Annotated in this window: 26 protein-coding genes and 1 pseudogene; 20 read left to right on the forward strand and 7 right to left on the reverse strand. The window is 66.7% G+C overall.

Translation table 11 applies throughout. The features are described 5' to 3' along the window. Nucleotides 1-25 precede the first annotated feature (25 nt). The 11 genes from AVL59_RS05815 to AVL59_RS53470 all read left to right on the forward strand — a co-directional run bounded on the left by AVL59_RS05815 (nt 26) and on the right by AVL59_RS53470 (nt 8,067). The gene (locus AVL59_RS05815; protein ID WP_067316936.1) at nt 26-223 is read left to right on the forward strand and encodes a Flp family type IVb pilin; all 198 of its coding nucleotides are present in this window, start codon (nt 26-28) and stop codon (nt 221-223) included. Continuing rightward, nucleotides 220-831 (forward strand): pilus assembly protein TadG-related protein, encoded by a 612-nt coding sequence (locus tag AVL59_RS05820; RefSeq protein ID WP_245383191.1) that lies wholly within the window; start codon nt 220-222, stop codon nt 829-831. The genes AVL59_RS05815 and AVL59_RS05820 overlap by 4 nt, the downstream gene beginning before the upstream one ends. 16 nt (nt 832-847) lie before the next feature. Next, nucleotides 848-1,432, forward strand: a complete 585-nt coding sequence (locus AVL59_RS05825; RefSeq protein WP_067300114.1) for a hypothetical protein — start codon at nt 848-850, stop codon at nt 1,430-1,432. A gap of 7 nt (nt 1,433-1,439) precedes the next feature. Then, nucleotides 1,440-2,063 (forward strand): OmpA family protein, encoded by a 624-nt coding sequence (locus AVL59_RS05830; RefSeq protein ID WP_067300115.1) that lies wholly within the window; start codon nt 1,440-1,442, stop codon nt 2,061-2,063. Between the two features lie 60 nt (nt 2,064-2,123). Further along, nucleotides 2,124-2,405 (forward strand): Arc family DNA-binding protein, encoded by a 282-nt coding sequence (locus AVL59_RS05835; RefSeq protein ID WP_067300116.1) that lies wholly within the window; start codon nt 2,124-2,126, stop codon nt 2,403-2,405. Then, nucleotides 2,402-2,794: a PIN domain-containing protein gene (locus AVL59_RS05840; RefSeq protein ID WP_079146541.1), complete on the forward strand. Its 393-nt coding sequence runs from the start codon at nt 2,402-2,404 to the stop codon at nt 2,792-2,794. Before AVL59_RS05835 ends, AVL59_RS05840 begins: the two co-directional genes overlap by 4 nt. A 95-nt stretch (nt 2,795-2,889) precedes the next feature. Then, nucleotides 2,890-4,170 (forward strand): phosphorothioated DNA-binding restriction endonuclease family protein, encoded by a 1,281-nt coding sequence (locus AVL59_RS55955; RefSeq protein WP_208870314.1) that lies wholly within the window; start codon nt 2,890-2,892, stop codon nt 4,168-4,170. A gap of 62 nt (nt 4,171-4,232) precedes the next feature. Continuing rightward, a complete protein-coding gene (locus AVL59_RS05850) occupies nt 4,233-4,691 on the forward strand; it encodes a hypothetical protein (protein ID WP_067300118.1) in 459 nt (152 codons plus the stop codon). A gap of 8 nt (nt 4,692-4,699) precedes the next feature. Next, complete coding sequence (locus tag AVL59_RS05855) at nt 4,700-6,541, forward strand: alpha/beta hydrolase (protein ID WP_067300119.1); 1,842 nt, start codon at nt 4,700-4,702, stop codon at nt 6,539-6,541. 85 nt (nt 6,542-6,626) lie between these two features. Continuing rightward, nucleotides 6,627-7,157, forward strand: a complete 531-nt coding sequence (locus tag AVL59_RS05860) for a hypothetical protein (RefSeq protein ID WP_067300120.1) — start codon at nt 6,627-6,629, stop codon at nt 7,155-7,157. A 562-nt stretch (nt 7,158-7,719) separates the two neighbouring features. Further along, nucleotides 7,720-8,067: a hypothetical protein gene (locus AVL59_RS53470; protein ID WP_208870315.1), complete on the forward strand. Its 348-nt coding sequence runs from the start codon at nt 7,720-7,722 to the stop codon at nt 8,065-8,067. Between the two features lie 58 nt (nt 8,068-8,125). On the opposite strand, the gene AVL59_RS05875 is transcribed toward AVL59_RS53470, so the two are convergent. From AVL59_RS05875 to AVL59_RS56260, 4 genes and pseudogenes are all read right to left on the reverse strand, one after another. Next, nucleotides 8,126-8,539, reverse strand: coding sequence for a DUF3224 domain-containing protein (locus tag AVL59_RS05875; protein ID WP_067300123.1), 414 nt, complete (start codon nt 8,537-8,539; stop codon nt 8,126-8,128). A gap of 49 nt (nt 8,540-8,588) precedes the next feature. Further along, nucleotides 8,589-8,780 (reverse strand): hypothetical protein, encoded by a 192-nt coding sequence (locus AVL59_RS05880; RefSeq protein WP_067300124.1) that lies wholly within the window; start codon nt 8,778-8,780, stop codon nt 8,589-8,591. 9 nt (nt 8,781-8,789) lie between these two features. Then, entirely contained in the window at nt 8,790-9,641 is an 852-nt protein-coding gene (locus AVL59_RS05885) for a helix-turn-helix domain-containing protein (RefSeq protein ID WP_067300125.1), read from the reverse strand. A 770-nt stretch (nt 9,642-10,411) separates the two neighbouring features. Then, nucleotides 10,412-10,837: pseudogene (locus AVL59_RS56260) on the reverse strand (DUF192 domain-containing protein); the annotation flags it as partial. 366 nt (nt 10,838-11,203) lie between these two features. On the opposite strand from AVL59_RS56260, the gene AVL59_RS05890 reads away from it, so the two are divergent. Continuing rightward, nucleotides 11,204-11,761, forward strand: a complete 558-nt coding sequence (locus AVL59_RS05890; RefSeq protein ID WP_067300126.1) for a hypothetical protein — start codon at nt 11,204-11,206, stop codon at nt 11,759-11,761. A gap of 332 nt (nt 11,762-12,093) precedes the next feature. Here the strand turns inward: AVL59_RS05890 and AVL59_RS05895 are convergent, their stop codons facing one another. After that, a complete protein-coding gene (locus AVL59_RS05895) occupies nt 12,094-12,423 on the reverse strand; it encodes a hypothetical protein (protein ID WP_067300127.1) in 330 nt (109 codons plus the stop codon). Nucleotides 12,424-13,506: 1,083 nt separating this feature from the next. On the opposite strand from AVL59_RS05895, the gene mycP reads away from it, so the two are divergent. From mycP to AVL59_RS52010, 4 genes are all read left to right on the forward strand, one after another. Beyond that, nucleotides 13,507-14,817, forward strand: coding sequence for a type VII secretion-associated serine protease mycosin (mycP, locus tag AVL59_RS05900; RefSeq protein WP_067300128.1), 1,311 nt, complete (start codon nt 13,507-13,509; stop codon nt 14,815-14,817). A gap of 237 nt (nt 14,818-15,054) precedes the next feature. Continuing rightward, entirely contained in the window at nt 15,055-15,309 is a 255-nt protein-coding gene (locus tag AVL59_RS05905; protein WP_067300129.1) for a hypothetical protein, read from the forward strand. A gap of 569 nt (nt 15,310-15,878) precedes the next feature. Continuing rightward, nucleotides 15,879-16,295 (forward strand): hypothetical protein, encoded by a 417-nt coding sequence (locus AVL59_RS52005; protein ID WP_159399866.1) that lies wholly within the window; start codon nt 15,879-15,881, stop codon nt 16,293-16,295. A gap of 423 nt (nt 16,296-16,718) precedes the next feature. Beyond that, entirely contained in the window at nt 16,719-16,856 is a 138-nt protein-coding gene (locus AVL59_RS52010) for a hypothetical protein (protein ID WP_159399867.1), read from the forward strand. 13 nt (nt 16,857-16,869) lie between these two features. Here the strand turns inward: AVL59_RS52010 and AVL59_RS05910 are convergent, their stop codons facing one another. After that, nucleotides 16,870-17,259: a DUF192 domain-containing protein gene (locus AVL59_RS05910; protein ID WP_067316940.1), complete on the reverse strand. Its 390-nt coding sequence runs from the start codon at nt 17,257-17,259 to the stop codon at nt 16,870-16,872. A gap of 132 nt (nt 17,260-17,391) precedes the next feature. Between AVL59_RS05910 and AVL59_RS05915 the strand changes: the two genes are divergently transcribed. Continuing rightward, nucleotides 17,392-18,264: an LLM class flavin-dependent oxidoreductase gene (locus tag AVL59_RS05915; RefSeq protein ID WP_067300130.1), complete on the forward strand. Its 873-nt coding sequence runs from the start codon at nt 17,392-17,394 to the stop codon at nt 18,262-18,264. A 61-nt stretch (nt 18,265-18,325) separates the two neighbouring features. Next, the gene (locus AVL59_RS05920; RefSeq protein WP_067316942.1) at nt 18,326-18,808 is read left to right on the forward strand and encodes a GNAT family N-acetyltransferase; all 483 of its coding nucleotides are present in this window, start codon (nt 18,326-18,328) and stop codon (nt 18,806-18,808) included. A 384-nt stretch (nt 18,809-19,192) separates the two neighbouring features. Here the strand turns inward: AVL59_RS05920 and AVL59_RS05925 are convergent, their stop codons facing one another. Then, nucleotides 19,193-19,723 (reverse strand): DinB family protein, encoded by a 531-nt coding sequence (locus AVL59_RS05925; protein ID WP_067300131.1) that lies wholly within the window; start codon nt 19,721-19,723, stop codon nt 19,193-19,195. A gap of 52 nt (nt 19,724-19,775) precedes the next feature. Between AVL59_RS05925 and AVL59_RS05930 the strand changes: the two genes are divergently transcribed. Together AVL59_RS05930 and AVL59_RS05935 are read left to right on the forward strand one after the other, a co-directional pair. Continuing rightward, complete coding sequence (locus AVL59_RS05930; RefSeq protein ID WP_099053263.1) at nt 19,776-20,561, forward strand: class I SAM-dependent methyltransferase; 786 nt, start codon at nt 19,776-19,778, stop codon at nt 20,559-20,561. A 740-nt stretch (nt 20,562-21,301) separates the two neighbouring features. Continuing rightward, entirely contained in the window at nt 21,302-22,075 is a 774-nt protein-coding gene (locus AVL59_RS05935) for an isoprenyl transferase (RefSeq protein WP_067300133.1), read from the forward strand. The last annotated feature ends 18 nt before the right edge of the window (nt 22,076-22,093 follow it).

Consider the following 22,093-nt stretch of genomic DNA (forward strand, 5'->3'; position numbering starts at 1 on the left):
GGAGGCGAACCTGGAGGGGAACACCATGAGCAACTGGTTCAACACCACCGTCGCACACCTGCAGGCCCGGGCCGTCCGCGACGACAAGGGCCAGACTGCGGTGGAGTACCTCGGGATCATCGCGGTGGTTGTGGCGATCGTGCTGGCGATCACGGGTACGAGCATCGGCCAGTCGATCTACGACGCGATCACGCAGAAGATCTCCGAAGTCACCGGCGGCTGATCGGCTCGCACCGGTATCGCGACGCAGGGCAGGCCTTCCCCATCTACATCACGGTGGTGGCAGGCCTGCTCTTTCTTGCGTTGGCCTACCTCGCCGTCGGTCAAGCCGCGGTCAATCGGAGCGGTGCTCAGACGGCGGCTGATGCTGCGGCCCTCGCGGCGGCCCAGAACAGGCGTGATCAACTCGTGGCGAAGTGGGTGAAGGACGTCCTGGACCCGACCAAGTGGCAGGACGATTTGGACGGCAAAGTGCCGCTCGGGTCATCGTGCTGGCGCGCTGACCAACTTGCGGCGCAGAACGACGCCAAAGCGCAGTGCGACGCGCCTGAGCCACTCACGTTCACGGTCACGGCCACGACCAACAAGTCCGTCGGCCGCTCTGTCGTTCCGGGTAGCGAGAACTATTACTCGACGGCGTCCGCCATGGCCGTGATCGAGCCCCTCTGTGAGTTCGAACTCCCTGGCAAGGGTGCGGGAAACAGCGTGCTGCCGCGGCTCACCTGCAAGGACCGGGACTGGGATCTGAACCCGGACAACCTGACCGACCTTCCTGGGCCCGAGGATCTTTTCGACGTCCACCTGGCTGACCGACAAGCGAACGACGCGTAAAGAAGGAAGCAGAGCCATGAGTATTCGGTTCACTGGGAAGGCCACCAGGGGGATGGTCGCGTTGACCGCGATCGCTGGTCTGGCCCTCGGCGTCACCAGCTGTGGCGGTGGCGGTGGCGACGATGCCAAGAAACCGGGCCGTACGGCGTCCGCCTCCACGTCCGGTGGGTCGAACCCGAGCGCCCAAGAGGGGCAGTCGGACACTCCATTGGCTGAACTGAAGGGCTCGGACGGCCTCCTCCTCCAGATCACCTCCGCTCAACGTGATTCCGGTGGATTCGTCACTGTGAACGGCAATCTGAAAAACGATGGCGGCAACAGCGTCGTCGTTCCCTCTGCCCTGAGCGGCAACGAGACCGAGATCGTCAGGAACGGCAGGTCCCTGGGAGGTGCCACGCTGGTCGACCCTCAAGGGAAGAAGCGTTACTACGTTCTGCGTGACACGGAAGGGCGCCCGCTGACCACCACCGGATTCTCAACGCTCAAGGGTGGTGAGAACCTGGCGGTCTTCATGCAGTTCCCCGCACCGCCGGCGAACATCTCCGAGGTGGAGTTCCAGCTGCCGACGTTCTCGGCCGCCACCATCAAAATCTCCGGGTGAGGCCAAAGTGACCACCACACCCCGACTGGCCCTCACCCTCACCACGGCAGCCCTCCTCGCGGCCGCCAACCTCACGCTGGCCCACGCCGACGACACGGACCCCAGCCAACCCCCGGGCACCGAACCCTCCGCCGCCGCCCCGGTGAAGATCGACCCCACCGACCCGGACCTCAAGCTCCCCGAGGGCGCCACCCTCGCCCAGCCCAAGGTGCTGGACATCAAGTCGGTCGTGGAGGACCAGAGCGGGGACGAACGCCGGGAGGACACGAACGCCGACGTCACCTTCGCCCTGCAGGCCGAAGTCCTCTTCGGCAAGGACAGCGCCAAGCTCGGCGACGAGGCCAAGGCCCGCATCGGGACGATCGCCGAGGAGGTCAAGAAGCAGAACGCGACCCAGGTCCGCGTCTTCGGCTTCACCGACAACCTCGGTTCCTCCGCCCACGGCGACATCCTCTCCAGGCAGCGCGCCAACGCCGTACAGGCGGTCCTCGACCAGGACCTGAACGACCCGAACATCACCTTCGACGTACGCGGCTACGGCGAGCAGTACCCGATCGCCGACAACTCAACGGAGGAGGGCCGGAAGAAGAACCGCCGGGTGGAGGTCACCTTCCCGCGCTCGGGGAGCTGACCAGTGCGAGCCGGCAAAGAGACGAAAGGCGCCGACGTATACGTCAAGTATACTCGTGTCATGCCTGACGTCATGATTCGCGTGCCCGCCGAAGTCCGCGACCAGCTCGCCGCCGTAGCGGAAGCGCGAGGGACCAGCCTCCGTGCCCTCATGCAGGAGATAGCTGCTCAGACCCTGACTCCCGAGCAGGTCAAGGCACGGGCCGATCGCACCCGCGCCTTGCTCGCCGAGCGGTTCGGGCACTACGTGACGGATGAGGAATCCGCCGAGATGCGACGCAAAATGCGGGAGGCCTCCGCCGCTCACCGGGCTGCTCTCGCGGAAGCGGAGTCGTCTCGTTGAGTCAGATCGAACACTACGTCCTCGACAGTCCCACACTGCTGGCGATGGGCGGCAACAAGCAGGTCTCCGGCCTCGTTCATGCTGCGGCGTCCAGCGATGACGTGCGCCTGTGGGTGCCCGTCCTGTGCCTCCTGGAGGCTGAGCGTGAACGCGTGGGGATCGTCGCGCACGCCGGTGTGCTGTTGGACGTACTCCGCGTCATCGATGACGACTACGCGATGGCCATGACCGTCGCCGAACTACTCCGTGACGGTCTAGTCCCCGGTATCGCGGCAGCCGTACATGTGGCGCGACCGAACCCGATGCTCCCTGAGGGGGCGCTGGTGGCCACTGTCTCGCCGGAGGCTTACGACAGGCTCGGAGTCGGAGTCATGGACCTGAATCGCTGACGATTTGGATGAACGGAGCCGGGGGCAGGTCCAGGGCGGCGACCCCTTGCACGCCAGAGGGCTGGTCCGTGCACGACTGGCATAGGGTTCCCGTCATGGCGCTGACGGACATAACCCGCATCGAGGTCAGCAAGGCGATCGAGGAGTACGACCGACTCGGCCGCGATGCGTTCCTCCGGCGCTATGGCTTTGGACGCGCCCGCCGCTACCTGCTGTTGTGCGGTGGCCGGCATTACGACTCCAAGGCGATCGTCGGCGCCGCACACGGTTATGTGCCTGGTCTACAGCCACTGGCGGCGGGGGAGTTCTCCGGCGGGGCAGCGCACGCCGTGAGCCTCCTCCGGGGCCTGGGTTTCACCGTGCTGGAAGAGATGCCGGAAAGTGCCCTCCTCCGCGACGACCTCATCGACCGCGTCGCCCAGTTGAAGGTGAACCGTTCTTCCGGACGCCCGGCCCTGTTCCAGCCGATCGTGCTGCTGTGGGCCATCGGACGCGCCCGCCGCGGCGAGCCCCGGCTCCTGTCGTGGCGGGAGACCGAGGATCAGCTCACGAATCTCCTCCAGAGGCACGGCATGAGGGGAGAGCGCCCGCGGCCCGACTATCCGGTCGCGGCTCTGCGCCGTGCCGGCCTCTGGGTGCTGCCCGATCACCAGGGCACGGTGCCCGCGGCCCATGGCGACACGGAGCTGCGTGGCTGGTTCCGCGGCAATCAGCCGCTCGGCGGCTTGGCGGAGCCGGTGTACGACCTGCTTCGACGTTCCGGCGACACCCGCCTCGCGGTGATCGGTGAGCTGCTGTGCAGGTTCTTCGACGACCTGGACTACGGCCCGCTCCTGACCGACGTCGGTCTGTACGACGACGACGTCGCAGGCGACGAGCCCCATCCGCTCAAGTGCCGCCCGCGGCCCGCCCGTCTGCTGGTCACCCACCTCGTACTCGAACCGGATCCGATGGGCGCCGTCCGAGTCGACCGCCATGCCGCCGGCCCCTCGGATCCCGGCCAGTGCCCCGGTCCCGCTCCCACGACACCTCCGCAACCTCACCCTTGTACCGCTTCCGCATCGTGGCCACCCCGACGTACACCGCCGTCTCGACCACCGGCTCCGGCAACGTGCACCTGTGCCGGGCTGACGTGCTCTGCCGCTTCCGGCCTGCTGCACAGCGATAGCTCGGCGAGAGCGGGCTACCGCCAGGCGGGGAGATCGCGGTGCGAATGGTCGATGCGAGACGGTGGTTTAGCTGCCCCCGGCAGCGCCGAGTCACGGTTTCACCCTGTTGTGCCCACCGTTGCGCCCGCTTACGCCCTGGACATGAGTAGGAGTACTCAGTCGCCGTGGAGCATCGCACGGATACAGTGCGTGGCGACCACGAAGTAACTTCCGCAACGGCAGGCTCAGTTGGTGCCGTTGACGCGCGTACAAGGGGGAGGGGGCCACGCATGGCGTGGGACGAGTGGGAGCAGCTGAAGGCGGATGTGGCGGCGCGTGGATCTGCTCGGATGCAGCTGAATCACCTGCCGGACACCGTGAGTGGTGGTTCTTCCGGTGTGACCTCGGACAAGCTGAAGTCGGACAAGAAAGTCTGGGCGAAGGCCGGTGGTGACGTCAAAGGACTGAAGGACGACGTCGGCAAGGCGCTGGGAAAGCTGGACGACGGGCAGTCGGGGCTCGGGGATGGCGCGGGATGTGAGTCGGCCGCGGCGCAGAAGGAGCTGTTCGACTCCTGGAAGCAGTATGTCGGTGACGTGGGCGGGCGCTGTGGCGAGCTGGGAGGGCTGCTGGAGCGTTCGGGGCATGACCTGGCGATGTCCGATGCGGACGTCAAGGCCGAACTGGACAAGATCAAGCTGAAGTACCAGGACACCGAGGCGGTCGGTGGCCAGGCGAAGGGCAGGTAACCGGCGCCATGGATTTTGCGACGCTGAAGGCGTTAAAGCCTTCCGAGTACGAGGAAGCCGCCGACGGGTATCGGGCCACGAGTGAGATGGCCAGTTCGGCGAAGGACGCCATCGACAACCGGATCTGCGCCGGGATCCGTAACCAACTCGACGGTGAGACGGCGAAAGCTGCGCTGCGAGAGCTCCAGGAAGTATCGAAGGACTTTCACTACATCCAGACCGAGTGCGCGCTGGCCAGTACCGCGCTGAACGGTTTCGCCTTCGACATGGCGGCGGCGAAGCGGAAGCTGGAGGCGGTGCTTGAGGACGCGAAGGCGGCCGGTTGCACCGTGGGCGCGGACGGCTCGGTCACCTATCCGGCGGGTGGCAAGGAAGTCGACGGCAAGGTGCCAGAGGGCGGCACTATGCCGCCGGGTACGAGCCCGACGGATCCGACGTCGGCGTCGCTGGAGCGTTCGGCGGCCAACATCCACCCGAATCCGAACTTCGGCAAGGCGCAGGACTTCGCGAACCGCATCGGCGACGCGCTGCAGCAAGCCGCAGAGGCGGACACGAAGTGGGCACCCAAGCTCCGTGCCCTCAAGGCCGATGACGACCTGGCGGTCTCCAACCGGGACTGGACCGATGCCAAGTCGGACATGGACGGTGTCCGTGGCGCCGGTAAGAGCTACCTCGACTCCCTGCCGCACCCTCCCAAGGACGGCAGTCCGAAGGACAACGCTGCTTGGTGGAAAGGCCTCACCGACGAGCAGCGGTCGGACTACCTGGCAGTCCACCCTGACTCGGTCGGCGCGCTGGACGGGCTCCCTGCCACAGTGCGGGACCAGGCCAACCGCACGGTGCTTGACGAGACCCGCGCAAAGGCCCAACTGGACTACGACGCCTGGTTGAAGGATCACCCTGAGCCCCCGCGGTACCAGGACCATATCAACATGCACACCGGGATGAAGCAGGGCAAGGAGGAACTGCCGGCGTGGGAGGAATGGGAAGCGGAACGGGAGAAGATGCACAAAGGGCTTGACGGCATGAAGGCGATACAGGACCGTTTCGATGCGACGGGTACTTCCGACGCGACGGGTGCCAACAAACTACCCGAGGCATACCTGCTGGGCTTCAGCGAGGCGGGAGACGGTCGCGCGATCATTGCCAACGGTAACCCGGACACCGCGGATCACCAGGCGGTCTATGTGCCGGGTACGACTTCAGATTTGGACAGCATCGGGGGGAACATCAACCGGATGACCAGTCTCTGGCAGACAGCCCACGCTGTATCTGGTGGAAAATCCGTCTCCACAATCACCTGGCTCGGCTACGACGCACCTAACGACGTCGTAAAAGACGCGACTTTCACCCACTACGCATACGATGGCGCACCGGCCTTCAATAAATTCCTCGATGGACTTGACGCATCACATTCCGGCGATTCGGCACCGCACCGTACCGTGATCGGCCACTCGTACGGATCGAGCCTCGTGGGCGCCGCGGCCCAGACCGGGGATCTCCACACCAACGACATCGTCTTCGCGGGCAGTCCCGGCGTGGAGGTTTCTCGCGCCGATCAGCTCGACGTTCCGAAGGGGCATGTGTGGAACGAGTACGCCGACGGGGACCCGGTTCCAGATCTCGGCCGCATGATCCATGGCGGAGGTTTTGGGCGCGAAATTCCCGCCGATTCAGGCTTCGGCGCCAACCAGATGGCCACGAACACCGAGGGGCACGGCGGTTACTGGAACCCGGGCTCCGAGAGCTTGAAAAACCAGGCCCTGGTAGTCGTCGGCAAATACGACGACGTAAAGGCGGCGCCGGAGCCGACCAGACCGTATGCACCGCACACAGTGTGGGAAAAATAGGAACGCCCACATAGAGGTGCTGGTACGCAGGCGATGAGACGACGACCGACCCACAGCCCAGTCCGACGGAATAAGGCTCCCTGCCATGAAGGAAAAGCTGAGCACTCTTGTGCTCGCCGCACCCCTTGCAATCATTACTCTCACGGGATGCAGTATGTCTGACCAGAACTCCGATGAAACCAAGTTCGCCGGCACGAGCACCACAAAGGATGCCTCTGATGCGCTACTGAAGGTATCCAGCGGTATCTATGACTTGATCGGCGTCAAGGGAAAAGCATCCGACGGTTCCACAGGGGTCCAGGAATGCCCAGGAAAGGACCCGAAAAAATACTTCCAGATCTTTCACCCGTGGAGTTTGCGCCCGGCCTCGGCGAGTGACGTCGAAAAGGCAATGAAGAATCTCAGGGCGGAACTCCCGAAGCATGGCTGGAAGATCGTCGAATACGGTCCGGACACCAGCAAGAACAAGAACATCAATCTGACCGCCGACAATGACGAGAAGAAGGCCGGTGTAAACGTCGTTCAGATGTTGAAGGACAACCCGCCGATGCTAAGCCTCACCGTCGTGTCCGGTTGCTACAAGGTGCCGGACGGTCAGAAGGTCCAATACTTCTGAGGACGGTTGGTACGAGCGCCTCAAGAGCTCGTAACACGACCATGGTTGGGTCTTCTTGAGTCGTCTCCAGCAGGTGATGCTGCACGCTAGTGGGGCGAGGGCGTCGTGCAGGTCGAGGCGTCGTTCCCATCGGGCGGCCAGGCGCTTGAAATGGTGCACGAGCGAGAGGGGCTGCTCCACGACGTAGCGGAGCTTGCCCAATCCCTTGATGTTGGGGGCGCCCTTGCGGGAGATCACCGGCAGGATCCGGCGCTTGCGCATTTCACGGCGGTTGGGGTTGCTGTCGTATCCCTTGTCGCCGAGCACGGCGTCGGGTCGGTGCCGGGGACGATGATCCGACATCCGATGAATTCGGCGGGCAGGCCTTCCATGTCGCCGACGGAGAGCTACCGGAGGGCGACTCACTGAACAACATGGCGAAGATCGTGACTGGAGGAACCCCATGAGGCTGTAGCGGGCATTGTCGGTCATCGCCATACTGACCGCGTCCGCGGCGATGGCGGCGTGCGGGTCGGGGCAGACGGGACGTAGCGGCGGCAGCACAGGATCGAAGCAGGTCACCATGGACGAGCAGCAAGCAACCAAACGCGCCGAGGAAATCATTCACCAGGCCGTGGACGGCATGTCTCCCAAGCCGATCCTCAGGCGCACCGGGCTGAGGCCTGTCGGAGCCTGTGTCGCCGACGAGCACAGTGCCGGCGAGCGCCAGCAGGTCTCGCTCTCGTACCAGCTGACCGGAGTGCCGGGCACCGAGGCGCTCCAGCAGGTCCCGATGGCGACCGGAATCCCCGCGCTTCTGGCCCGCAATGCCGAGGACGAGAGCGTGGCCCAGCTGGCCCCCTCGACCGACGGCACCCTGAGGGTGGCAGTAACGACTCCCGCGGCAGGCCCAAGGGCCGCGACAGCATGACGGCACAACCATCCGGCTCCTGCAGGTAGTCGGGCTATCTGCGTGAGACCTGACGGAACTACTTATCCACCTCGTACTCGAAGCAGATCCGATGGGTGCCGTCCGCGTCGACCGCCATGCCACCGGCCCCTCGGATCCCGGCCAGCGCCGCGGTCCCGCTCCCCGGCACGATCACGAAGAATTCGGCCTCCTGCCCCTCTCCCAGGGTCGTGGCCGAGTGGGCGAAGTTGAAGGAGCCGGTCCGCTCATGGAGGGTCCCCTCGAAGGACTCCATGGCGACGTACGTACCGGTCCCGCTGGCCTGGTCATACGCAGCGGTGAACAGCGTCGCCGACACCCCCGCAACCTCGCCCTCGTACCGCTTTCGCATCGTGGCCACCCCGACGGGCACCGCCGTCCCGACCACCGGCTCCGGCACCTGCACGTGCGCCGGGGTGAAATCCTCAACCGTGAACGTTCCTGAAGCGCGCATGCCCGGATGCTAAGGGGCCCCACTGACAATGCCGACGCTCGGCGTGCAGCTACAGCAGGTGGTCCGCCTTCCCCGCCTTGATCTCCAGAATGAGGGCGCGGAGGGCATCACGGCTGTCGGTGAGGTGGTGCTCCTCCTGCCCGGCGACGGCGATGTGGGCATTGCCGGCGGAGTCGGTGCCTATGCGGAAGCAGTTGTTGCCCTCGGCGCAGAAGGGGTCTTCCCATGTGATGTCGGCCATGGTGGCTCCTCAGAGTTCGCGGGCGATGGCACGGACGAAGTCGCGTGACGCTTGACAGCTCAGTGAGTTGTCTTGCCACCAGTCCATGTGGGCACGGTACTTCGCAAGTTGGGCTTCAGCGTGAGTGAACTCTCCGCCGTGTGCTGAATCCAGCTGCACGGTATCCAGCTGGGGCACCACGCCGCTCGCGTACAGCACGGCGTGACCCGCTCCCGGGAAGGCGCCGGCTTCGACGGGCAGGACGCGCACGTCGACGTTCTCGCGTTCGGACATCTCGCACAGGTGCTGGAGCTGCTCGCGGGGCGCTCGCCGCCCTCCGAACTGCATGCGCAGTGCCCACTCGTGGACATACGCGACGTACTCGACGGGACGTTCACGCTCCAGAACCCGCTGCCGTTGCATACGCTGAGCTACCCGCAGCTCCACCTCCGACTTGGGAAGCGGGGGCAGGGCGGAGTCGAAGATGGCGCGGGCGTATCCACTCAGCTGCAGCAGTCCTGGCACGTGCACGGTCTGGAGGGTCCGCAGCCGAGTGGCGTGCCACTCCAACTCAGCGACGTCGAGCAGGCCTTGCGGAAGGCTTCCGCGGTACTGCTCCCACCATCCGCGCTTGCGCGAGTCGGCCATTGCGGCCAGTCCGTCCACATAGGCCTGGTCGGCGCAGTCGTAGTTGCTGGCGAGTATCCGGATGCGCTCGGGCGAGGTAGAGCGGATCCCCGACTCCATGTTGGACACCTTCGTGCGGTCCAGCCCGAGCAGACCGGCGGCGTACTCGGTGGTTTTGCCCGCCGCAAGCCGCATCCCGCGCAACTCGGCACCCAGGCGCCGCTGACGCTCCGTCGGTGTGGGCCGTGTCGGCATGCTCACCTTCCTCCGCATTTTGTGGGCCCAGTCTGCCCTCACGGGCCCTCCAGTCGGTGACGGATCGACTACAGATAGGCCGATCCGTCGACATCCGTCGAACCGGAAGCGCATCGCACGAGCCCGCCAGCAGCCTCCTTCCCTGGGAGGGGTGGGTCGTGCCAGGGAGACGAGCCACCCACCGGAAGTCAACCGATCTGCATGGAAAGGAAGTTGCCGTGCCCGTGATGCCCACGTCGTCCTGCTGGGTGCCCACCCTCGAAGACGCCCCGCCCACACCCCCGACCCCCGAAGGCCTCACCTACAGCCTCACCCTGCCCGCGGCCCCGCAGAGCCCGCCCATCGCCCGCGCGGCAACCCGTACGATCCTGCTAGCACACGATCTGGAAGACGTATCGGAGCCGGCAGTGCAGGTGGCGGGCGAACTGACCTGCTGCGCCTGCCGTTTCACACCCGCTGCCGACGTGTATATGTCCCTGCGGTATCGGGATGGCGCCCTGCGCGTGATCCTCTACGATGGCCATCCGCGCCACACCCACGCACGCCTGGCCACCGCCTGCGACAGCCGCCGACGCGACACACTGGGTGTCCTGGCCGGGGTTGTCCGGGGGGCCAGGGTGACTGGGGCTTCGGCGAAGCCCGCGAGCCGGGCGGCGGAACGCGTATGTGGGCGGTACTGCCGCGGGCAGGGGCCGAGGCATACGCGAAGCATGAATGACGGAGTGAGCCGAGGGTGAGGGTCGTCGGCAGCTACCGCGTCTCGATGCCGACTGCACCCCCACCCCTAGTCCCCAACCGGCCATGGCTCCGGCCTCCGCCTCCAGTGCATGCCCGGAGCGGAGCCGGGGCAGGCACAGGCGGCCCGGCCTCATCGTGTGTACGGCTATGACGGTGACGCGACGGTTCAGGTAGGCGACGTCGATGGGAAAGCACATGTTGAAGGTGTGCATGCCGCTGGCAGGGGAGACCAGGATCAGCCCGCGGACGGAGGCGCGGCCCAGCGATCCCTTGGTGCCGTCCGATATGAGGTGGCGATCTCCACGAGGACGGACGCCGATTGTCCGCCGGTGCTGTGAACGACCAGTTTTCCCGTGTCGGTTCCGCCAACGAGCCGCGCTTACCACTCCCGTTCTGAACGACCGTACGGGTGAGCCGGTTGGCACGGGCGGCCAGCCTAACTGAGTACTCGTACTCATGTCCTCGCACGGGTCCTGCTGCCACAGTGGCCACAATGGGGTTCTTTCGCGCGACTCCTTTGACTCCATTGAGAGGACAGTCGGCTACCGCCTCGCGTCGGTCAGTCGAGAGTGGCTTCGTATGGCGGGCTGCAGACACGATTCACGCTCAGACCCTGGATGCTGTGGGTGAAAGGACAGTGTTGGTGCCGCTGTCGTGATGCTGGGCAGATGCGCTTTCCAGCCAGCGATGCCCCACGCTGGCGTCAGGATTCCGTGAAGCCTCAAGATCGCAGATACCGTGCTGGAGTTGCTTGTGTTACGGATAGAGATATCAAGGGCACTGTCAGCAAGTACTGAGGTGCTGACCACGCAGGGGAGAGCGCAGTGACCGAGGCGGCGGGGGATCCGCAGGCGACTGCCGCTGCACTGGAAGCGGCCGCTGGGGCAATCGCGGCGTCCGGCATTGGTCCGATCGCTGGGATCGGTGCCGCCATGGCCCGCGAACTGCGGGTCGAGGCCGAGACGTTGACGGCCTTCAAGAACCGGGTGAACGACCTTCTGACCCGGCTGGAGAAGTCAAAGGCTGCTCCGAACAGCATCGCGGACGGCGCGCTGCCGACGGGCCGGTTGGGCAATTTTGACGAAGCCGACGCGCTCCACGGCACCTACACCCAGGTGCATTGCCAGCTGGAGCGCCTTTCCAGGATGCTGGCGCTGCAGATCGAGGGGCTGATGGTCACGGTCGATGCGTCGAAGACCAACTATCACAACCTTGACGACGACGTTCGCGATCGCCTGCACCGCATCCGCGTCGAGGCCAACAAGCTGGCTGTCGACCAGGGCCGGCCGAGAACAACAGAGGGACACGCCAGCGGTGGGGCGGATGGACCCGGCCACAGCGGGCATGGGCCAACGCAGGACTCTCAGGCAGGTGGTCTGTGATGTCCGTGCTGATGAGACGGTGCAACGGGATGGCCGTGACAGGGAGGGCGGTGAGTCTCCATGTCTGACTTTGCCAGCCGCATGTGGGAGTCGATCAGGCAGGAGCGGTTCCTGGTCCAGGACCCGGAGCAACTGTGGGCCATGGTCGAGTCGGCCGACGGGGCGACGGTTAGCGGTCTCGGTGACCTGCTGACGGAGGCCGCCAAGACGATCAAGGAGATCGGTGGCGATCTGCTGAATCACAGTATGGCGGTCGAGTGGGAGGGCGAGGGTGGCGAGGCGTTCCGGACCTGGTGCCATCAAGCAGCGCTGACCACAGTGAGCCTGGGCGACTACAGCGAGAACGCGGGCAAGTGGCTGGGCCACGCGGCGGACACGCTGCACGAGGTCAAGCCGCAGCTTGAGATGCTGCGGAACCAGAGTGTCAGCGCGCGCTCGGTGCTTGACGCGCATGCGGCGAAGGCGACGGATGTCGGCAGCCACGACGGCGGTCCATCGGATTCCGCGGTGACGAAGGCCAAGACCCAGTACGCCAACACCCGTGCCGAGGCCGGCGGGCTGATGATGAAGCTCGCCCAGTCGTACACGGCGTCGACGGAGCAGATCCACGCGGTGGAGGCACCGAAGTTCCCGGAGTTGCCGGAACGGTTCGTGCCGCCCAAGATTTATGACGGAACGCACGTCTCCGCCCCGACCACACAGGGAAGCGCAGGTCCAGGGGCGGTTAGGCGGGTGAAGCCGAACACGCATGAGAGCGCCGCCGGCTCCCCTTCCGGCGGGACCGGCTCGGTGCCTCAGCCGTCCACGACGCATCGTCTGAAGGACTTGGTCGATGTCCCCCATCATGTGCCGCCGAGCGCTCATATTGATGTACCGAACACGGCGATCGACAGCACAGGAACCCTTCCGCCCGCCCCGACGGTGCCTTCCGAGCACTCGGCGCCGCCAGCTGGGCCGAGCGGCCCGGACGTAAGGACGCCGTCGGCGACAGGCGTGCTTCCACCCGTGTTCGGGGCTGGAAGAACACGGCCACCGAGTGTTCGGGAAGGTGGTGAGCGTCCCGTGTACAGAGGCCGGGGCCCAGTGCCCACACCATCGGGACCCGGCACCTCAGGGAGCCCGCGCATCCCGGGAAGCGGGCCTTTCGGTCCCAGCATGACTGGAAGCGAGCCCGCCCCTGAGCGCGGGCCGCTCAGCCCTGCCCCCGCCCGAGGCACCAACGGCATCACAGGCGGACGCCCGGTCTCACCATCGGCAGGACGGCCTGCTGGTGCGATTCCGCGCGGCAATGTCGTTGGCGGCGCTCCGAACCAGCAGCAGTCTCCAAGGGGTCGTGGTGCGGTGCCCGGAAGTCCTACTGCCAGGACGACGTCATCCCGTGGCGACAACTCCGCCGTGAACCGCGAGGGCGCATCGAGGGGGCGCATGCCTGCCACTTCCAACGGCATCGTGGGGGGACAGCCCAGACCATCTCGCGACCGTGGACGGGCAGGGACCACCTCGCGAGGCGTACGGTCCGCAAGTGAAGCAGCGGCAGAGGAGCCGCTGCCGCGCCGTGGTGGACGACCCCGCGGTGCTTCCGCCGCCGCCCCGAACCGCGACGACCGTCCCGCTCGCGACAAGCGCTCTGGCAGCCGCGCGACCGACCCGGCGGAGGACAAGGATCTCCAGGCAGAGGACAGGAACAACCGACCGGTCCCGCCTCCCCTGCCCAAAGGGCCTGATGGAGACATAGGACGAGAAGCATGATCACGCGCAACCGTAGCGAGCACGCCAGATGGCGCGCTCGAGCCGTATCCGCAACCGTCGGGGTCCTGTTGGCGGGCATCGCCGTCACACCCGCACACGCTGATACCGTCCGCGAGCGGCAGTGGCACCTCGATGCCATGCACGCCGATGAGATGTGGAAGACCAGCACGGGCAAGGGCATCACGGTCGCGGTGATCGACACCGGTGTCCAGGCCGACATCCCCGACCTGCGGGGCCAGATCGTGGCCGGCAAGAACTATTCCAGGCATCCCGGGGACGAACGCAGTGACTACGACGGCCACGGCACCGGCATGGCCGTCCTGATCGCCGGCACAGGCGACCGTGGCCCCGCCAACGGGTCCTACGGCCTGGCCCCGCGAGCGAAGATCATGCCGATCCGTATCCCGGACTTCATCGAGCAAAGCCGCGCCGATGGCAATCCGGATGATTACCCCACATACATGGCCAAGGCCATCCGGTTCGCGGCCGATTCGGATGCCCAGGTCATCAACATCTCGCAGGCGAGTACCGCACACTCCCAGGAGCTGACTGATGCTGCCGCCTACGCGCTGTCCAAGGGCAAGCTGATCTTCGCTGGTGTGGGCAATGATGGTGCTGCGCTCAACCAGGTGGAGTACCCAGCGGCTACACCCGGTGTGGTGGGTGTCGGAGCGATCGACAGAAACGCCAAGGCAACCCAGGAGTCCGAGCACGGCCCGCAGGTCGATCTGGTCGCGCCCGGCGAGGACATGGTCGCCGCGTGCATCGGCGGCACGGAACTGTGCAAGACGCACGGCACCAGCGACGCCACCGCCATCGCCTCCGCCTCCGCCGCCCTGATCTGGTCCGAGCACCCGAACTGGACCAACAACCAGGTCCTGCGGGTCATGCTCAACACCGCGAGTAAGCCGACGAGCGGCAAGGAGCGCACCGACTACCTCGGCTACGGCGCCGTCCGCCCCCGCATCGCGTTGACCAACCCCGGCGACCCCGGCCCGGCCGACGTCTACCCGCTGCCCGACTTCAAACAAGCGGCGTCCAAGGCACCCAACGGGTCCGCCACGGCCTCCGCGAAGGATGACAGCAGCCCATCGTCGGCAGCATCCACATCTGGGAGCGACGGCTCTGCACTGCCATGGATTCTCGGGGGTGCGGGAGTCGTCGTGGTTGCGGGTGGGGCTCTCGCCGCCGGGGCGGTACGCAGGCGCCGACGTGCAGCGGCGGTAGCCCAGGCGCAGGTAGCCATGCCGCCTGGGCCGGGGCAGACGCCGTGGTACGGCGACAGCGATTTCAGGGGGAGGCCCTGAGGTGGCGTGGGGCGAGTGGGAGCAGCTGAAGGCCGACGCGCTGGCCCGTCGGCAGAACGGGATGCGGCTGGACAGCGCTGCGGGTGCGGGAGTTCAGTGGCTGGCAGACCGGCTCCGGGCTGAAGGACGCCCACGCGGAATGGGAGTTGCAGGTCAAGAACCTGAAGGGGCGCCTGGGGCAGGACAAGGAGGAACTTCATCCCGGTTTACGGAGATGCTGCCCAGCGTGGAGCGGACGTGCTCACCAGCGCCTGGATCATGGATGAGCAGCAGCACCAGGCCGACAAGCTGACCAGCGACAGCCAGCAGACCTACCACCTGCGTCGCAATCAGCTCAATTCCATCGCCGATCAGTGGTATTCAGTCAACTCCGACTGGGCGTCCAGTCACGATCATCCCGGATGTTCACCCAATGACGGCGTGTACAAGCAAATCGAAGGCTGGGCCAATGATGGCGGTGCCCAGTTCCGTGGGATGGCGGGAATTCACTGATGGTGAAAACGTGGCACACTGAGCAATTGGCCCTTTGTGGGGCCGTTGTGCTCATGGTGGCGGGTTGCGGCAAAACGCAACCTGACATTCCAGCTAATTTCTGTCATGTCCCCGTCGATAATTCGGTCCTGGCGCCGCTGGTTCCGAATGGAGACAGTCTGGAGCAGAAATACACGCCCTTCGAGTCGCACCCCGGCGCACAGTGTGACCTGAGCGTGGACGGCCATGGTGTCCTGTCCGTCGCTGTGATGCGGATGGGATCGGGCGCCGGACCCGACGGACTGGAACAAAGTGGGGTCACCGTACAAGTACACTGCCCAACGAAAAGTCACATTCCCGGGACATGCGTCGATTGGAAGTGGCCGTGCGGTGGTCGAGGCGACGTGTAACACCAGGACCGCGTACGTGTCCGTCGTGGTGGACTTCTGGGGCGACCGCGTCGAGGACACTCTAACCGGCTACAAGAAACTCCAGCAATTCGTCAACGACGTTGTCCCACGTGAAACGAAGAAATTCGACTGCGTCAAATAGGTGACGTTGGGCGAAGTTCAGTAGGGATGCGTCGGTGGGTGACCTTATTTGATCAACCAGGAGAGATGGTCGTGAATGAGTGGGCTCAGGTATCGCAATCATCTGGTAAACCAGGTGGTGGGAAATTTCGGCGAGATGCTGACCATATGGAAAAGTGGTCGATGGTATGGGTGCTCGTGGCGATTTGCATGTGGGTTTGGTTTCTCTTCCTACTCCTTTTTGAATACAAGGCTGGCGGGGGAATAAAGTGCAAAGCGCCGCTGTTTCGCGACGCTGAGGGTTATGGGGCCTGTAACAGCGGCATGCGTCAGTGGCCCGCGCTCCTCGGCGTGCTTGCGCTGGCGGTGATTCCGACTGTACTTGCGGCGACCACAACGCTGTACTCAAGGCTCCTCTACCGTATGGCCGGTCTGGAGAATCAGAACGCGGATTCTTCTCCGGGGTCGTCTTTGTGACTTTACGGGAGGATGCTTGAAATCTCGCGGGACGCTGCTGCGTGGCAGGTGATGACGGAATTTTGGGAGACCAGTGGTGAAGTCGACGCGACGAGTCGTGGTGGCCGTGGTAGCGGCTGCCACGGCATTCTCGGCCACCGGATGCACCAGCAAGGGCCTGGACGTTCCCAAGACGTTCTGCGGTGCCACCGTCAAGAAGTCCACCTTGTCTCCGCTCCTGCCAGATGGTGACGACCTCAAGAACCTGCTGTTCGCGCCGACGCCGACCTCATTGGACTGTTCGCTGCACGTGGACGGGGTGGAAGTCCTGGACACGTCGGTCCGTTGGATCAATGAGCCGCTTGCGCCAGAGGACTGGAAGACCGCAGGGTCGATATACGCCAATGCATCGAAGCGAAGAGTTTCGCGAAGTGCGTGGGGGCGGTGCCGGACTTCCTGCTCTTCAACGTCATCTTCGATGGTGACCGTGTGGAGAAGTCCCAGGCCGGCGTCGCAAAACTCCAGCGCTTCCTGGAGAACTATGTGCCGGCCATGGCAAAGCATCTCGGCTGCACCAAATAGCGGGTCTTCGAACTCAGCGGGGAACGCCCAAGTCGGCATCCGGTTCGACGCGAACCCTCACCCCGGCCACCAGCCCCCACCCCACCATCACCCCGGCCTCCGCCTCCAGCACATGCCGTGCCCGCAGCCTCGGCCTGCCGAGCCGGCCCGGGTGCATGGTTCGTACGGCGATGACGCGCAGCCGCCGGTCGAGGTAGGCCACGTCGATCGGCATCCGCATCCGGAAGGTGTGTACCCCGCTCGCCGGTGAGAGCAGCATCGCCCCGTTGATCGAGTCGCGCCCCAGCAGGCCCTTCGTGCGGGCGCGGTACGAGACCGCGAGCTCCAGGGGCAGTGTGAGCGGCGTCCCGTCGCCCCGGTCCACGACCAGCCTCCCCGCACCGTCCCGCCAGCGCCGCCCCATGCCCGGCCCACCCCCGCCCTCCGCGCCGTAGCGCACGTCGACGAGCCGACCGTACCCACCAGCGCGCACCGGTGACCCGCCCTCGGCGTAAAGGAGTTGATCCATCCCGACGTGGCCGACTAGGAAGGCCCCATGACTGGACTAGGCGCGGTATTCCGACCCCAGCTGCCCCCCGAGCGGCTTCGTGACGTGGCCCGGCTCGCGGACCAGGTGGGGCTGGAGGAGCTCTGGCTGTGGGAGGACTGTTTCCTGGAGGGCGGTGTCTCCACGGCCGCTGCCGCGCTCGCCTGGACCGAGCGGGTGCGGGTCGGCATCGGACTGCTGCCCGTGGCGCTGCGGAATGTCGCCGCCACCGCCATGGAGGCCGCCTCACTGGAGCGCATGTTCCCCGGCCGGGCCGTCCTGACCGTGGGGCACGGGGTGCAGGACTGGATGGGACAGGTCGGGGTGCGGGCCGCCTCGCCTCTCACGCTGCTCGGTGAGCAACTCGATGCCCTGCGCGCGTTGTTGCGCGGGGAGCGGCTGAGCGTGCAAGGGCGGTACGTCCAGCTGGACGACGTCGGCCTCGACTGGCCCCCGCCGCAGGCGGTCGACGTGTTCGCCGGCGCCACCGGACCCCGTACGCTCCGCCTCTCCGGCGCCAAGGCCGACGGCACCCTCCTCACCGCCTCCACCTCGCCGGACGGCGTACGGCGGGCCCGGCGGCTCATCGACGAGGGGCGCAAGGAAGCGGGCCGCACCGAACCGCACAAGGTCGTCGTCTATCTCCTGGCCGCCACCGGGCCGGACGCCGCGTCCCGGCTGCGCGCCGAACTCGTCGCCGAGGGGCTGGAGTCGGCCACGGACGTCGGGGTCGCGGGCGACGCCGGTGCCGTGGCCGAGGCCGTGCGGCGGATGGCCGAGGCCGGCGCCGACACCGTCGTCCTTCAGCCGACGGCGGACGAGCCCGACCCGGAGGGCTTCGTGCGCTTCGTCGCGGAGGAGGTCCGGCCCCTGGTGCCGTAGAGGCCCAGGCGCGGTCGTGGAGGCAGAGCCGTTGTCAGTGGGCCCTGCCACACTCGCCACCATGACGGACGTGTACAGCGATGTGAGTCTGCGGCCGGTCCACGAGGAGGACCTGGAGCGCTTCCTCGCCTATGAGCACGACCCGGAAGCCGTCCGGCGGTCGAGGTTCACGCCCCGGCCGCGGGAGGACTTCCTGCGGCACTGGCGGGAGCGGGTGCTCGGCGATCCCGACTGTCTGGTGCGGACCGTCGTCGTCGACGGGGACGTGGCCGGGAACTTCGGATCCTGGACGCAGGACGGGCGGCGGTTCGTCGGGTACTGGCTCGGCAGACCGTACTGGGCCCGCGGCGTCGGCACCCGGGCCCTCGGTCTCTACCTGGAGCTGGAGCGGGTACGGCCCCTGTACGCCGACCCGTTCTCCGGCAACGCCGCCTCCGTGCGCCTGCTGGAGAAGCACGGCTTCGCGCGCTCCGGCACGGTCCGGTACGGGGAGGACGAGCATGTCGTGTTCGTCCTGGCCGAGCCCGACGGGTCCGGGCGGTGAGCTCCCCCCCCGAGCCGTGGCGGTTGCCCTTCGAGCTCGCCTGGGAAGCGCTGCGCGCCGGCAGCCGGCCGGTACGGATCTCGCGCACGCCGAGATCAACGCCCTGGCCCCGCTTCCGGCCGGCCGCCGCCACGTGGGCCACCGGCTTTGCACCATCCTCGAACCCTGTCCGCTGTACGGGGCTCGGGCGGCCCAGGAGCATCGGGGGCTGACCGTCGTCGTGCGGCTGCGGGCTGTCCGTGGCTCGTCGCGCAGTTCCCCGCGCCCCTGCGGACCTACGGAGTTTCCGCACAGCCCGCTCGAAAAGGCCGGTCCGCGAATCCCGCCGCCTCCTGGACGCCGGTCTCCTCGACGCGCCGGGTGTCCACGCGGCGTACGGTCTGATCAGTCCTTCTCCGCCTGCGTGACCGGCCGATGGGCCCCGGTCGCCCCGTCGATCAGCTCGCGCAGGATGTCCATGTGCCCGGCGTGCCGTGCCGTCTCCGCGATCATGTGGACGAGGACCCAGCGCAGTGAGACGGAGTGGTCGCGCCAGGTCGGGTGGCCCTGCGCGTCCAGGGGCAGCTCGGTGATCACCTGGTCGGCGGCGGCGCGGGCGCGGCCGTAGAAGGAGACGATCCGTTCCGTCGTCTCGCCGGGGGCGATGTGCATGTCCTCGCTCTCGTACGGGTCGAACCACAGGGGTTCCGGCTCGCGGCCGAACGTCTCCACGAACCAGCCGTACTCGACCGAGGCCAGATGCTTGACCAGGCCCAGCAGGGTCGTCCCGGTCGGTGTCATCGGCCGGCGCAGCTGCTCGTCGTCGAGCCCGTCCAGCTTCCAGAGCACGGCGTCCCGGTGCTGGTCCAGGCTCGTGTGCAGGATGTCCTTCTCTTCGGCGGTGTAGCCGGCGGCAGAGTTCCCAGAGGTCGTCATGCCCGCGGAAATTAGCAGGCCCCGCCGACAATGCCCTGCGATCATGACGTTCATGGCGGAGAACCGTTCCTTCGAAGACCTTGTGGCCGAGGGCGCCGCCGTGCCCACCGAGGGGTGGGACTTCTCCTGGTTCGAGGGACGGGCGAGCGAGGCACGGCCGTCGTGGGGGTATGCCCGGTCGGCGGGGGAGCGGCTGGCCCGGGCCGAGGCCGCGCTCGACATCCAGACCGGGGGCGGGGAGGTGCTCGACTTCGCCCTGGGCCGGGCCGAGCCGGATCGTCCGCCGCTGGTCGCGGCCACGGAGGGGTGGCCGCCGAACGCCGCCAAGGCGACCGCACTGCTGCGGCCGCGCGGTGTGGTGGTCGTCGCCGCTACGGACGACGCGCCGCTGCCGTTCGCCGACGGGGCCTTCGACCTGGTCCTCAGCCGGCATCCGGTGCGTCCCCGCTGGGAGGAGATCGCGCGGGTGCTGCGGCCGGGCGGTACGTACTTCGCCCAGCACGTCGGGCCCGCCAGTGTGTTCGAGCTGGTCGAGTACTTCCTCGGGCCCCAGTCGGACGCCGTGCGCGGCGGCCGTGATCCCGAGCTGGAGCGGGCCGACGCTCAGGCGGCGGGCCTGGAGGTCGTGGACCTGCGGGTGGAGCGGCTGCGGATGGAGTTCTGCGACATCGCCGCCGTCGTCCATTTCCTGCGCAAGGTGGTCTGGATGGTCCCCGGGTTCACGGTCGAGGCGTACGAGCCCCAACTGCGCGCCCTGCACGAGCGGATCGAGAAGGAGGGGCCGTTCGTCGCCCACAGCGCCCGGCAGCTCTTCGACGTCCGGAAGTGGACCCACTGAAGCACGGGGCGGAGGTGGCGTCGGCGCCGCTCGGTTCACCTGGAGTCGGCCCGCGGTTTCCACATCGTTATCGGCCGCGGTTCACATCCGTCTCATCCGTCACGTAAGTTCAGACCAAGGTAATTCACGCCAGCAAAGCTGTGCGGGTGGCACCGCGCAGTGGAGGGGGCTGCGCGGTGCCACGATGCCGCGCGGGTCCGTTCCGGAACCGTCAAGTCACCGTTCGCTGACCGGGTAGCCCTTCGGAGGGACCCCGGACAACTCGCCGACCGTTCCCCAAGACGGCGCAAACCCTCTTGATCTCTCCGTATGCGGACCGATTCCCTGGGAATCCGCTGTGAATCGGCCATGAAATGCCCCTGAATCCAGCGTTCCGTGCCCACCGGGGCGTCGTCGGCCGACTCCGGAGAGTAGTTGTGGCACGCCGATGCACCCACGATCCCTCACGAAGGGTTATGGTGGAAACCCCCCCTCGGGCCGGTCCGTCTCCCCCCCACGGACCGGCCCGTTTTTTCGTCCGCATCATCCGGGAACTTCGAAGCAGGGTCTCGGCGTCCTCACCTCCAGGGGTGCGGGGCTGTCGCGACATGCCGCTCCGCCGCGTGGGCGTGAGCAGCCCCCACCGGCCCGCACCTCTGCCGAAACCGCACCCACCCCGAACCCGGAACTCGGCCGAGCCCCCCGGCAGGGGTAGGCTCGGCCCCCGCGGTGACCGTACCCGCTCAATCCCGGAGGGCTCTGTGAACCTGCGCGAAACGCTGCGCAGCCTGCTCGTCAGGCTCTACGCACGCCGGGTGGAAGGCCACCTGGACCACGCTCAGGTGCCCAAGCACATCGGCGTCATCATGGACGGCAACCGCCGCTGGGCGAAGGCCGCCGGCTCCACCACGGTCCACGGCCACCGGGCCGGCGCCGAGAAGATCGAGGAGTTCCTCGGCTGGTGCAGCGAGACCGACGTCGAGGTCGTCACGCTCTGGCTGCTGTCCACGGACAACTTCGACCGTCCGCAGGACGAGCTGGTCCCGCTCCTCGGCATCATCGAGGACGTCGTGCGCACCCTCGCCGCCGACGGCCGCTGGCGGGTGCACCACGTCGGCACCCACGACCTGCTGCCGTCCGGGATGCAGAGCGTCCTCAAGGAGGCCGAGGAGACCACCGCCCACGTCGACGGAATAGTCGTCAACGTGGCCATCGGCTACGGCGGCCGTCAGGAGATCGCCGACGCCGTCCGCTCCATGCTGCTCGACGCGCAGGACAAGGGCGTGTCGATGGAGGACCTCGCCGAGTCCGTCGACACCGACATGATCGGGCGTCATCTCTACACCGGCGACCAGCCCGACCCGGACCTGGTGATCCGCACCAGCGGAGAGCAGAGGTTGTCCGGATTCATGCTCTGGCAGACCGCCCACTCCGAGTACTACTTCTGTGAGGTCTTCTGGCCGGCCTTCCGCAAGGTCGACTTCCTGCGCGCCCTGCGTGACTACGCGGCACGTCACCGCCGTTACGGCGGCTGAGGAACATCGCGAACGCCC

The sequence above is a fragment of the Streptomyces griseochromogenes genome (assembly GCF_001542625.1).
GTDB lineage: Bacteria > Actinomycetota > Actinomycetes > Streptomycetales > Streptomycetaceae > Streptomyces > Streptomyces griseochromogenes.